This window comes from Microbacterium sp. HMWF026 (assembly GCF_003061325.1).
Classification (GTDB): domain Bacteria; phylum Actinomycetota; class Actinomycetes; order Actinomycetales; family Microbacteriaceae; genus Microbacterium; species Microbacterium testaceum_E.
In genome coordinates this window covers 1-12,440 of record NZ_QAJB01000303.1, presented here as the reverse complement: position 1 = coordinate 12,440, position 12,440 = coordinate 1, and the positions used below count along the sequence as shown (strand labels likewise).

Genomic DNA, 12,440 nt, shown 5'->3' with positions numbered 1-12,440 from the left:
GTCTGGGGACGGTCAAGAACGGCGGAGAGCGACATGAGGAGAAGTCCTTCAGTGGTGAACCCTGGCGTCATCCGAGAGCGGGTTCGACGGGAGGTGAGGGCCGAAAGGCCGGTGAGCGGCGCCGGAGTACGCGTGATCGACGCGGACCGCTGGCGACCGGGGGACGGCGTCGGCGTTCAGAAGCACGAGGTCGTCCGGCGAGGAGTCGCGGTTAGCGGCACATTCGACAACACATCACCGCGCGGCCGGGCATCATCATGCCGGCAGTCCCGTTCGCCTCCCGGGCGGACAGAGAACGCGCAGTGACAGTCATGGGGGTGATTATTACCGAGACCTGCGCCATCCGTCAAATCCGCGACGTCGCCGTTCGGACCGCGCATTCTGCGGAGCGGCGGACCTCGTTTCCGGGGACGAACCGTGCACCCTGCGCGATCGGCCCGGGGCGCGCGCGAGCGGCGTACGCTCTCGGCATGTCCGATCTGCTGTTCGCCGACGACAAGGCGGCATCCCGTTTCACCCTCCATCGAGGGGACGACCTGGTCTCGGTCCTCGACTACCGCGACGACGGGCGCACCATCGCCCTCACCAGGGCGTTCACGATCCCGACCTTCCGCGGTCACGGCTACGCCGCGGTCATCACGGAACGAGCCGTGGATGCCATCGAGGCCGACGGGCAGCGCGAGATCCTCCCGGTCTGCTGGTACGTGGGCGAGTGGTTCGAGTCGCACCCGGAGCGGGCCGGCCTGCTGCACCAGCGCCCCTCGTCCTGACCCGCGGGGGTCGCTCGCCTCGTCGTAGGCGTGCCGCGTGCGGGGCGTCAACCCCTGCTCCGCCCGGTAGACGTGCGACCAAGCTGGAGATCTCGAAAGGGGACTCATGAACGACGAACGCGATCTGCCCGAGGGCGTCATCGACGCCGACCCGCCTGGCGGGTGGGAAAGCGGTTCCGTCTCCGATGGTGAGACGGCCGAACGCAACGAGAGCGCGAAGGGGTCGTCCCGCTTGAACGACGCTTCGCCCTCGGACCCCATCGAAGGCGATGCCGCCAGCCAGGGCATCGACCCCGACCTGAGTACGGAGGACTGACATGGCGCACGACACCCGCGCACCCGAACCCGGCACCGGACCCGACGGCGGCGCCGGCGCCGCTGACTCCGTCGGCGGCGCCGTGCACCACGACCGCAAGGCCGGGGGCCCCGGCGAGCAGTCGGAGCCGCGCATGGACACCCACCCGACCGACGACGAGGCGCGCATCCAGGGCGTCGTCGTCCAGACCCGTGCCGATGTCGGCGACAAGAGCCCGGAGCGCATCGCCGACGTCCTGCGCCAGCGGTTCGACGAGATCGGTCTCGAACTCGGCGACGACCGCATCCGCGCGCTCGCGGCCGAAGTCGCCGGCGCCTGATCCCACCCTCGAACGCCCCGCTCCGGCTATCCGGGCGGGGCGTTCGGGTGCGCGGCGAGCCAGCCCGGGCGTTTGCTGCGAGCCGATGTCGGAGGCTCGACGTACCGTGTCTGCATGCGCATCCTGCACACCTCCGACTGGCACATCGGGCGCACCTTCCACGGGCATCCGACGCTCGACGCCCTGACCTCGGTCCTCGACGCGCTCGTCGAGCAGGTGCGCACGGCCCGTGTCGACCTCGTGATCGTCGCGGGTGACGTCTTCGACTCCGCGGCGCCGTCGGCCGCGTGCTACCCCGTGCTGTCGCGCACTCTGGGCGCTCTGGTCGACGCGGGCGCGCGCGTCGTCGTCACGAGCGGCAATCACGACTCCACCGCGCGACTCGGCTTCCAATCCGGACTGCTGCGGCCCGAGATCACCGTGCTCACCGACCCGGCCGCTGTCGGTACCCCCATCACGGTGTCCGACGAGCACGGACCCGTCCACGTCTACGGCATCCCGTATCTCGAGCCGGCGATCGTCCGTCACCTCTGGCAGGGCGTCGAGCTGCGCTCGCAGGCGCAGACCATGACGCACGCCCTCGACCTGGTGCGGGCCGACCTCGCCGCCCGCGGCGGACGTTCCGTCGTCGCCGCCCACTGCTTCGCCGCGGGGGTCGAGGCGACGCCCGGCGTCGAGCGCGAGATCCGCCAGGGCGGGCTCGACGTCGTCCCGCTATCGGCCTTCGACGGTCCCGATTACGTCGCCCTCGGCCACATCCACGGGCGGCAGCAGCTGTCCGAGCGGGTCCGCTACGCCGGTGCGCCGTTGCACTACAGCTTCGGCGAGGGCGACAAGCCCCGCGGCTCGTGGCTGATCGATCTCCACGCCTCGGGTCTGCGATCGGTGGAGTGGATGCCGTTGCCCGTCCCGCGACCCCTCGTCACCCTGCGCGGTCCGCTCGACGATCTGCTCTCGGACGAACGGTTCGACGGCCACGGCGAGCACTGGGTGCGCGCGGAGTACACCGACCCCACGCCTCAGCCCGACCCGATGCGGCGGCTGCAGGGACGCTTCCCGTGGTGCGCGACGGTGGTCCACCTGCCCGCCGGCACCCGTGCGGACGACGCAGAGGGGTACGCGCGGCGCGTGCGCGCGGCCCGCGATGACGCCGAGGTGATCGACGCCTTCCTCTCCCACGTGCGCGAGGGTGAGGGCGCGTCGGACGCGGAACGGTCCCTCATCCGCGAGGTGCTCGACGCGCACCGGGTCAGCGAGGCGCGCGCATGAAGCTCCACCGTCTCGAACTCGAGGGGTTCGGGCCCTTCCTCGACCCGCAGACCGTCGACTTCGACGCGTTCGCCGACGACGGCATCTTCCTGATCACCGGCCGCACCGGTGCGGGCAAATCGAGTGTCCTCGACGGAGTCTGTTACGCGTTGTTCGGGGGTGTGCCGCGGTACGACGGAGCGGAGCGGCGGCTGCGCAGCGACCACTGCGGCCCCGACGACCCCACCCGGGTGACGCTCGAGTTCAGTGCCGAAGGAGAGCGCTGGCGCGTCACGCGCTCGCCGGAGTTCGAGCGTCCCAAGCGTCGTGGCGGCGGCACGACCAAAGAGCCCCACCGCGCCCTGCTCGAGGTGCGCGCCCCCGAGGGCTGGACGGGAGTGGCGGCGCGACCCGTCGACGTCGCCGCTCGTCTCGACGAGGTGCTGGGTCTGACGCAGCAGCAATTCCTCCAGGTCATCCTCCTCGCGCAGAACCGCTTCGCGCGATTCCTGCTCGCCAAGAACGACGAGCGGTTGGCGCTGCTGCGCACGCTCTTCGGCACGAAGTCGTTCGAGCAGTACGCGAGCGAGCTCGACGATCGACGTAAACGCGCGCAGGAGCGCCTGGCCGCCGAGGGAGTGGAGGTGGCCACCCTGCTCGACGAGGCCGAACGCCTGGCGGTCGAGATCGAGGCGGCGCCGTCGGCGACCCCGGACGAGGACGACCGCGGTGCGGGTGCCGGTGCGGGTGCCGGTGCGGGTGCTGGTGCCGGTGCCGGTGCGGGCGAGCCGGCGCGTCAGACCGGCGTCCGAGAGAGGCTTTCGCGCATCGTGCGCGTGGTGGAGCGCGCGGACTACCGCGTCGACACCCTGTCCCGCGAACGGATCGCGAGCGACGGCCGGCTCGACGACGCGCTCGCGGCCGAGCGCGAGGCTGCCGCCCTGCGCGACCGGCAGATCGAGCGCCTTCGGGTGCGCGACGCCCTCGGCGTCCTCGACGCCGACGCCCCGCGCATCGACGGACTCCGCTCCGAGGCGGAACGGGCCGGACGCGCCGAGGCCCTCCGCGCCGAGATCGACGCCGTCGAGGCGGCGCGCCGGGCCCGCGAGGGGGCCGAAGACCGCCGAGCGACGGCGCGGGAGCGCTGGCTGCGCGTCGACGGCGTCGATGCCCATGTCTCGGAACAGGCGCCCTTCACCGATGATCCCGCCGACGTCGCGCGAACCGCCGACATTCCCGCCGACGTCGCGCGAACCGCCGATGAATCCGCGCGCGATCGCCGCATCGACGAGCCGGCGCTGGCTCGCCTCGACGACGATCCGGCGCTGGCTCGCCGCGACGACGAACTGACCGCTCGCCTCGACCGCGGCGAGGCGGCGCTCGCCGCCGAGGCCGAAGCCGCGACCCTTCGCGAAGAGGTCCGCCGCCTGTCCGCGCGCGACGACGAGCTCGATCGAGAACACCTCTCGCTGACGTCCGGACGCGACGACCTCCCCGCATTGCTGGCCGAGCTGGACGAACGTCTCGAGCAGCTCGCGGGCGCGGCGAGTCGGCACGAGGCGGCGGTGGCCACCCGAGACGACGTCCGCCATCGGCTCGAGGCGGCGACAGAGGCCGCGCGGCTCCTCGAACGGCGAGAACAAGCCGATCTGGCCGCGCTCGTCCGCTCCGACGACCTGCAGCGTTCGGTCGAGGCGTGGACGACGCTGTTGCGCCGGCGGCTGGCCGGTGCGGCCGTCGAACTGGCCCATGGGCTCGTCGACGGACAGCCCTGCGCGGTCTGCGGAGCCCGATCGCATCCGCATCCCGCATCGGGCGACGACGAGCCGGTGTCCGACGACGAGATCTCCGCCGCCGAAGACCGCAAGAACGCCGCGGCCGAAGCGGACCGCCTCGCGTCCGACGCGGCGCGCGTCGCGCGCGACGCCCATGCCCTCGCGGCCGCCCGTGCCGGCGGCGAGGGTGTCGAGACGCTGGCAGCGCGGCTCCGCGTCGCCGAAGACGGGGTCGCCGACGCCCTGGCGCAGATCGACGAGCACGAACGGCTGCGCGGCGAACGCGCGGCCGCCGCCGAACTCGGCGACCGGATCGCTCGACGACTCGCGGCCGTCGCCGACGAACGGGCGTCCGTGCGCCAGGAGCTCGCCCTCGAGCGCCAACGCCTGCAGGGTCTGGATGCCACGCTCGACGCCGCTCGCGGGGCCTTCGCCACGGTGGGCGAGAGCCAGCGCGACCTGCGCGACCGGCGCGACGCCGTGCGTGAGCTCCGGGTCGCCCTCGCCGCAGTCGAGGCCGCCGACGGTGCGCTCTCGACCGCGGTCGATGCATTGACCGACGCGGTCGAGGCCAGTGCCTTCGCCGACGTCGCGGCCGTCGCCGCGGCGCTGCGTCCCGCGGGCCGCCGTCGCGAGCTCGACACGACCATCGCCGAGTACGACGCACGGGTGACCGCGACCCGACAGCAGCTGCTCGAGCTCGAGCTGCAGCTCGTCGAGGCCGCCGACGAACCCGTCGACCTCGCGCCCTTCGTCGCGGCGGTGGCGGCCGCCCGCGACGACGTCCGCGACGCCGCGGCGCAGCACGCCGACGCGCTCGGGGCGGCGCGTCGACTGCGGCAGCTGGCCGAGCGCGCCGACGCCGCGCACGCGGCTACGGCCGCCCTCGCCGACGCGCACGCGGTGGTCGCACGGCTGGCCGACACCGTGTCGGGAAGAGCCCCGAACACCCGTCGCATGACGCTCGAGACGTTCGTCCTGGCCGCCGAGCTCGAAGAGATCGTCGCCGCGGCGAACCTCCGCCTCGAGCAGATGTCGTCCGGGCGCTACCGCCTGCAGCACACCGACGCGCTCGCGGCGCGCGGCGCATCCAGCGGACTGGGTCTCGAGATCATGGACGCCTACACGGGTCAGTGTCGACCGCCGCAATCGCTGTCCGGGGGCGAGACCTTCCTCACCTCGCTGGCGCTGGCTCTCGGTCTGGCCGAGGTCGTCACCGCGCGGGCGGGCGGCATCCGTCTCGACACCCTGTTCATCGACGAGGGCTTCGGCTCACTCGACGACGACACCCTCGACCTGGCCATGCGTACGCTCGACGAGCTGCGACAGGGCGGGCGGACCGTGGGCGTGATCAGCCACGTCGCCGCGATGAAGGATCAGCTTCCGGCGCAGTTGCACGTCGCCGCGACTCCGCGCGGTCCCAGCACCATCCGCCAGGGGGTCGTGTCGGTCGCCCGGTGAGCTCCGCGCCCGCGATCCGACGCGCGGGGCCGCCCGCCGGTACCACGTCGGTGCGCACCCCCCCACAGGCGCCCCTAGGCTGGACGCATGCGCAAGAGCACCCTCTGGACCATCCTCGGCGTCGTCGTCGCCGTGATCATCGCGTGGTTCCTGGTGAACATCCTGTTCTCGCTCATCGCGTTCGCGTTCCGGCTGCTCGCGGTCGCGGTCATCGCCGTCATCGTGTTCTTCGTGCTCCGCGCCGTCTTCGCCCGGCGCGACGTCGACTGACCGCACACGCACCCGCACCCGCACCCGCACCCGCACCCGCACACGCACACGCACCCGCACACGCACACGCACACGCACCCGCACCCGACACCGGCACCCCGCTGCTGCGGGTAGCATCCGCGCGCGGCGGCGCAAGCCCGCGTCCGGTGTCCGCGGGCCGGAGTAGCGTGCCACGCGATGCCTGATCAGTCTTCCGACGCCACCACGGAGTCCGCACACCCGGTCACACGCGACATCGACCTGTCGCCCCGGCACCGGTGGCGCGCCTACTGGGTGGCCGTCGCCGTCGCCGCTCTGACCATCCTTGACCTGACCAAGGTCAACGTCGCCCTGCCCTCGATCGAGGCGGCCCTGAACGCCGGCCCCACCGAACTGCAGCTCGTGGTCTCGGGGTACATCCTCACCTTCGGTCTGGTCCTCGTCCCGGCGGGACGCCTCGGCGACCTGCGCTCGCGCCGGGTGCTCTTCCTCGTGGGGCTGTCGCTCTTCCTCGTCACGAGCCTCGCCTGCGCGCTCGCCCCGAACACCACCGTGCTGCTGGTGGCCCGGTTGCTGCAGGGGGTGGCAGCCGGCATCCAGATGCCGCAGGTGCTCGGTCTCGTGCAGCAGCTCTTCCAGGGCAAGGAACGGGGGCGCGCTTTCGGGCTGTTCGGCGCGACGATCGGTATCGCCACCGCCTTCGGCCCCACTCTCGGCGGACTGCTCATCGCCCTGGGCGGTGACACCGACGGCTGGCGATTGATCTTCTGGATCAACATCCCGCTCGTCGCCGTCGTGATCGTCCTGGCGGCCTGGCTGCTGCCCGACACCCGCACGAAGTCCCATCGACGGCTCGACCTCGACCCGGTGGGGGTCATCCTTTTCGCCCTGACGATCCTGGCGCTGATGTGGCCGTTCCTGTTCACCACCGGCAGCCCGGACGACAACCCGAACCGATGGTGGTTGCTCGTCGCCAGCGTCGTCTTCGCGGCCGTGTTCGTGTTCTGGGAGCGTCGCTACGCCGAACGCGGTCGCATGCCGCTGATGCCGTTCTCGATCTTCTCGCTCTCGTCGTACCGCAACGGTGTGCTCATCTCGACCGCCTACTTCTCGGCGGTGCCCGCGATGTTCCTGCTCGGCACGCTGTACCTGCAGGGTGGACTCGGCCTCGAGCCGGTGTTCGCCGGGATGGTGACGATCGGTTTCGCGGTGGCATCGGCGTGGAGTTCGTGGATCGGCGGCAACCTGGTCACGCGGCTGGGACGGCCCCTGGTGGTGTGGGGCATCGTCGGCATGGTCTTCACCGCGGGCGGGCTCGTGCTCGTGGCCCTGTTCACCGCGCCCGAGTGGACGCCATGGGCCATGGCGGCGGTCATGGTCGTCGGCGGGTTCGCCGGCGGGCTCGTCATCTCGCCCAATCAGACGCTGACGCTCGCCGACATCCCCGTCCGCAGCGGTGGGGTCGCCGGCTCGGTCGGACAGCTCGGGCAGCGCATCGGCACGGCGGTGGGCACGGCGATCGCGCTCGCGCTGTTCTATGCGACCGTGTACCGCGAGCAGGGGGCGGTCGACGACCAGGTCGTCCTGTTCCACGACGCGTACGCCTCGGGCATGATCACGGTGGGCGTCTTCCTCGGGTTGGCCCTCATCGTGGGGGTTGCCGACCTCGCCGGTCGTGCGCGCTCCGGATCGCAGACCCCCTGAGCGGAGAGCCCGAAATCGACCGGATGCCGTGCCTCAGACGCCGTAGCGCGTCCGGAACTCCGCCCGCAGCTCATGGCTGCACCGCTCGACGACGTCGTCCCACAGCTCGGTCGCGCCGTCCTGGGCGCGGTCGGACACGGCGCGCAGGATGCGGATCGGCACGTCGAATTGCTGCGCCACCCAGATGAGGGCGTAGGACTCCATGTCCACCAGGCGCGCCCCGAGACCACGGATGAGGCGGACCGTCTCGGCGTCATCGACGAAGTGGTCGCCGGTGGCGATGATCAGTCCGTCGTGCCCGGTCTCGACGCGCGTCGGGAGCGACACGTGCGCGCCGAAGGTGCCCTCGAGATCCTTCACGTCGTGCTGGATGGCGCCGGCGATGTCGTAAATACCGCCCTCGACCTCGTCGTCGATGGCTCCGGCCGTGCCCACGACGACGATCTCCTCGTAGTCGCCGGTCGCCAGCGCACGGGTGAGGGCCGAGGCGGCGGGGATCTTGCCGACGCCCGTCAACAGACGCTCGAAGCCGGGGATCTCGGCTTCGAAGGCGATGAGTTCGGACGCATGGGCGGCGACGAGGAGCTTCACTCCTCCATTGTCGCCGGTTCGGTCGGGCCCGCGTGCGCCGCGGGCCCGACCGACGTCACGCCTGCGCGGCTTCCGAGACGCGCGAGAGGTGGGCGATCTCGTCGGCGCTGAGTTCCAGACGCGCTCCGGCGAGCAGATCGCCGACCTGCTCCACCTTCGACGCGCTGGCGATCGGCGCCGCCACCGCTGGCTGCGCGCGCAGCCACGCGAGCGAGGTCGCGGCGATCGAGGCTCCGTGGGCATCGCCCACCTCTTCGAGGGCGTCGATGAGCGCGAGGCCGGCGGGGGTGGCCAGCTTCGCGGCCCCTTCGGCGCGGGGGGAGTCGCCGGTGGCATCCGCCGTCCGGTACTTGCCCGTGAGGAAGCCGGTGGCCAGCGCGTAGTACGGCACGAGCGACATGTCGTACTGCTCGGCGACGGGGACGATGTCGGCCTCGACCTCGGTGCGATGCACGAGGTTGTAGTGCGGCTGCACGGCGACGGGCAGGTCGGCCCCCGCGGCCTCGGCGAGCGAGATCCACTCGCGGATGCGCGCCGCGGTGTAGTTCGATACCGCGACATAGCGAACGAGGCCGTCGGTCACGAGGTCGGCGAAGGCCGCCACTGTTTCTTCGAGCGGCGTATCGGCGTCGTCGAAGTGCGCGTAGTACAGGTCGATGCTGTCGACGCCGAGGCGCTGCAACGAGGCCTCGGCCGCGGCCCGCACGTTCCGCCCCGACAGACCGCGGAAGTCGGGGTGCGTGCTCACCTTGGTGGCGACGACGACGTTCTCGGGTTTGCGCGACGCCAGCCACTCGCCGATGAGCGTCTCGCTCTCGCCGCCGGAGTTGCCCGGTGCCCAGGCGCTGTACCCGTCGGCCGTGTCGATGAAGTCGCCCCCACCGGCGTGGAAGGCGTCGAGGACCGCGAAGGAGGTGTCGCGGTCGGCCGTCCAGCCGAAGACGTTCCCGCCGAGCGAGAGGGGGAGGATGTCGAGGTCGCTGCGTCCGATGCGCGTCATGATGGCCTTCCTGAAGAGGTTCGGTGACCTTCAGGACAACGGGCCGCGCGCGAGCGCATTCCCGCGCCACGCCGCGGTGCACACGTCCGCGCCCGACCGGACGCCGACGGGTCCCCTCGTCGGGATGTCGCGGTGGCGGACTCAGCTGCCGCCGGACAGGATGCCGATCAGCCCGCTGATCAGCAGCCACAGACCGACGCCGGCTCCGGCGACCCAGATGGCGATCGTCCCGGGCGGGTACTTCTTCTTGCCGCCGTCCCCGGGCGCGCTCACGAGCGCACCATCATCACGATCGAGACGATGAGCACGGCGAGACCTCCGGTGATGGCGATGGCGGCGATGATGGGGCCTCCGCCGGCCGCGAAGGCCGTGACACCCAGGGCGAGGAACAGCGCGGCGAGCACGATGCCGCCGACCTGGTAGACGCGGTATCGCTGACTCGTGGTCGATGTCTTCTGCTCGTTCACACTGCCCCCTTCCGCACCAGGCTACCCAAAAGAGCGCGGCGCCCCGATCCGCTGTGGACGACGGCGACCCCCGACCCCTCCGAGCGGGCGTAGCGTATGCGCATGGCGCGCCCCGTTCCCGATCCCGTCCGCCCCGGCCAGGAGTCCGTCTGGGACTACCCGCGCCCTCCGCGCGTGGAGCGCGTCGACAAGAGGGTGCAGATCGACTTCGGCGGGCGACGCATCGTCGACACCGACGACGTCGTCCGGGTGCTCGAGACGAGCCACCCGCCCGTCTACTACCTGCCGATCGCCGCATTCGGTGAGGCGCTGACGCGGGGGGAGGGAGCGTCGTTCTGCGAGTTCAAGGGCGGCGCGCGCTACTTCGACGTGCACGGGGGCGGGGGAGCAGTAGCCCCTCGCGCGGCGTGGAACTACCCGCACCCGATGCCCGGCTACGAGACGTTGTTCGACCGGGTCGCCGTGTACGCGGGCCCGATGGACAGGGTGGTCTTGGCGGGAGAGACCGTCGAACCACAGCCGGGTGGCTTCTACGGCGGATGGGTCACGGCCGATCTCGCCGGCCCCTTCAAGGGCGTCCCGGGCTCGATGGGCTGGTGACCGCCGCCCGGCCGCGGCGGGTCAGTCGCGGTCGAAAGCGTGCGGAACCGCCGCGTGCAGCTCGTGGAGCCATGCGCGCGCGTTCCCGTCCGACGGTGCGCGCCAGTCGCCACGCGGTGAGAGCGAGCCCGCGGGCGAGACCTTGGGCCCGTTCGGGATCGCCGTGCGCTTGAACTGCGCGAACCCGAAGAACCGCTGCAGGAACACCTCGAGCCATCGGGCGACCGTGACGAGGTCGTAGGAGGGCCGTTCGCCCTCGGGGTAACCTGGGGGCCAGGTTCCGGCATCCGGATCAGTCCAGGCGTGCGCCGCGAGGAAGGCGATCTTGGACGGCCGGAAGCCGAAGCGCATCACGTGGTGCAGCGTGAAATCGTGCAGGTTGTAGGGGCCGATGCGGTCTTCGGTGGACTGCATGCGGCCGTCCTGGCCCGCCGGCACCAGTTCGGGGCTGATCTCGGTGTCGAGCACGTCGCGCAGGACGGCGATGGTGTCCGCGCTCAGTTCTCCGGCGGAGATGACCCACCGGATCACGTGCTGGATGAGGGTCTTGGGGATGCCGGGATTCACGGAGTAGTGGCTCATCTGGTCGCCGACGCCGTACGTCGACCACCCGAGGGCGATCTCGGACAGGTCTCCCGTGCCGATGACGATGCCGCCGTGCATGTTGGCCAGGCGGAACAGGTAGTCCGTCCGCAGGCCCGCCTGCACGTTCTCGAAGGTCACGTCGTGCACGGGCTCGCCGGCGGCGAACGGGTGCCCCATGCGCGAGAGCATCTCGGTCGCCGCGGGCCGGATGTCGATCTCTTCGATCGTCGCGCCGACAGCCGTGGCCAGGGCGATGGCGTTGTTCTTGGTCTTCGCGCTCGTGGCGAAGCCGGGCAGGGTGTAGGCCAGGATGTCGCTGCGCGGACGCCCCATGCGATCCATGGCGCGGGCGATGACGAGCAGCGCGTGGGTGGAATCCAGTCCGCCGCTGACCCCGAGCACGGGTCGCGGTCCACCGATCGCGCGCAGGCGCTGCACCAGACCCGACACCTGGATGTTGAACGCCTCGTAGCAGTCCTGCGCGAGACGGGCGGGATCGTCGGGGACGAACGGGAAGCGGTCGAGGGCGCGACGCAGGCCGATGTCGCCCGCGGGGGGTGCGAGCTCGAACGAGATCGTGCGGAAGGCCGGGTCGATCGTCCGACGGTTGTCGTCGAAGGTCCCCTGGCGCAGGCGATCTTGGCGCAGGCGGTCGAGATCGACGTCGGCGACGCTGCGGCGCGGACCGTCCGGGAACCGCTCGGTCGTGGCGAGAAGCTGTCCGCCCTCGTGGATCATGGTCTGGCCGTCCCACGACACGTCGTTGGTCGACTCGCCCTGACCGGCGGCGGCGTAGACGTAGGCGGCGAGGCACCGCAGCGACTGCGACTGCGACAGCAGGGCGCGGTCGTCGGCGCGACCGATGGTGATGGGGCTTCCCGACAGGTTGGCCAGCACCGTCGCGCCCGCCAGCGCGGCGCTCGACGACGGCGGGATCGGCACCCACACGTCTTCGCACACCTCGGCGTGCAGGGTGAGACCGGGGACGTCGACCGCGTCGAACAGCAGGTCCGGCCCGAAGGGCACCGTCTCGCCCGCGACGGTGATGTGCCGACCGACCTGGTCGTCACCGCGCGCGTACCACCGGCTCTCGTAGAACTCGCGGTAGGTGGGCAGGTAGGACTTGGGGGCGACGCCCAGCACGCGCCCGCGGTGGATCACCACGGCGCAGTTGAACAGGCGGTTGTCGTTGCGCAGCGGCGCACCGACGAGCAGGACCGGGAGCAGATCGACGGATGCCGCGATCAGACGTCGCAGGGCGCTCTCGACCGCGTCGAGCACGGGGTCCTGCATCACGAGGTCGTCGATGGCGTATCCGGTCAGGCAGAGCTCGGGGAAGACGGCGACGGCGACGC

General features: G+C 71.6%; 13 protein-coding genes. 8 read left to right on the top strand and 5 right to left on the bottom strand.

Features of this window, described 5'->3' with window-relative positions; all coding sequences use genetic code 11:
- Positions 1-470 precede the first annotated feature (470 nt).
- The 7 genes from DBR36_RS11855 (at position 471) to DBR36_RS11825 (ending at position 7,842) form a co-directional block, all read left to right on the top strand.
- Positions 471-770 (top strand): GNAT family N-acetyltransferase, encoded by a 300-nt coding sequence (locus DBR36_RS11855; protein ID WP_108319630.1) that lies wholly within the window; start codon positions 471-473, stop codon positions 768-770.
- Positions 771-876: 106 nt separating this feature from the next.
- The gene (locus tag DBR36_RS11850) at positions 877-1,086 is read left to right on the top strand and encodes a hypothetical protein (RefSeq protein WP_108319628.1); all 210 of its coding nucleotides are present in this window, start codon (positions 877-879) and stop codon (positions 1,084-1,086) included.
- A 1-nt stretch (position 1,087) separates the two neighbouring features.
- Positions 1,088-1,405 (top strand): hypothetical protein, encoded by a 318-nt coding sequence (locus tag DBR36_RS11845; protein WP_108319626.1) that lies wholly within the window; start codon positions 1,088-1,090, stop codon positions 1,403-1,405.
- Positions 1,406-1,519: 114 nt separating this feature from the next.
- Positions 1,520-2,674 carry an exonuclease SbcCD subunit D gene (locus tag DBR36_RS11840; protein WP_108319624.1) on the top strand — a complete coding sequence of 385 codons (1,155 nt, stop codon included), beginning with the start codon at positions 1,520-1,522 and terminating at the stop codon, positions 2,672-2,674.
- On the top strand, positions 2,671-5,889 hold the full coding sequence (locus tag DBR36_RS11835; RefSeq protein WP_108319622.1) for an AAA family ATPase: 3,219 nt from the start codon (positions 2,671-2,673) through the stop codon (positions 5,887-5,889). Before DBR36_RS11840 ends, DBR36_RS11835 begins: the two co-directional genes overlap by 4 nt.
- Before the next feature lie 87 nt (positions 5,890-5,976).
- Positions 5,977-6,159, top strand: coding sequence for a hypothetical protein (locus DBR36_RS11830; protein WP_108319620.1), 183 nt, complete (start codon positions 5,977-5,979; stop codon positions 6,157-6,159).
- A gap of 177 nt (positions 6,160-6,336) precedes the next feature.
- Entirely contained in the window at positions 6,337-7,842 is a 1,506-nt protein-coding gene (locus DBR36_RS11825) for an MFS transporter (protein ID WP_258222765.1), read from the top strand.
- A gap of 33 nt (positions 7,843-7,875) precedes the next feature.
- Here the strand turns inward: DBR36_RS11825 and DBR36_RS11820 are convergent, their stop codons facing one another.
- The 4 genes from DBR36_RS11820 to DBR36_RS11810 form a co-directional block, all read right to left on the bottom strand.
- The gene (locus DBR36_RS11820) at positions 7,876-8,433 is read right to left on the bottom strand and encodes a nucleoside phosphorylase (RefSeq protein WP_108319618.1); all 558 of its coding nucleotides are present in this window, start codon (positions 8,431-8,433) and stop codon (positions 7,876-7,878) included.
- A 55-nt stretch (positions 8,434-8,488) separates the two neighbouring features.
- Positions 8,489-9,433, bottom strand: coding sequence for an aldo/keto reductase (locus tag DBR36_RS11815; protein ID WP_108319616.1), 945 nt, complete (start codon positions 9,431-9,433; stop codon positions 8,489-8,491).
- 141 nt (positions 9,434-9,574) lie between these two features.
- Positions 9,575-9,706, bottom strand: a complete 132-nt coding sequence (locus DBR36_RS18400) for a hypothetical protein (protein WP_258222764.1) — start codon at positions 9,704-9,706, stop codon at positions 9,575-9,577.
- Complete coding sequence (locus DBR36_RS11810; protein WP_108319614.1) at positions 9,703-9,900, bottom strand: hypothetical protein; 198 nt, start codon at positions 9,898-9,900, stop codon at positions 9,703-9,705. Before DBR36_RS11810 ends, DBR36_RS18400 begins: the two co-directional genes overlap by 4 nt.
- Before the next feature lie 102 nt (positions 9,901-10,002).
- On the opposite strand from DBR36_RS11810, the gene DBR36_RS11805 reads away from it, so the two are divergent.
- A complete protein-coding gene (locus DBR36_RS11805) occupies positions 10,003-10,500 on the top strand; it encodes a DUF427 domain-containing protein (RefSeq protein WP_108319632.1) in 498 nt (165 codons plus the stop codon).
- 21 nt (positions 10,501-10,521) lie between these two features.
- Here DBR36_RS11805 and DBR36_RS11800 read toward each other — a convergent pair.
- A partial coding sequence (locus DBR36_RS11800) for an NAD(+) synthase (RefSeq protein WP_108319612.1) occupies positions 10,522-12,440 on the bottom strand: 1,919 nt, incomplete at its 5' end.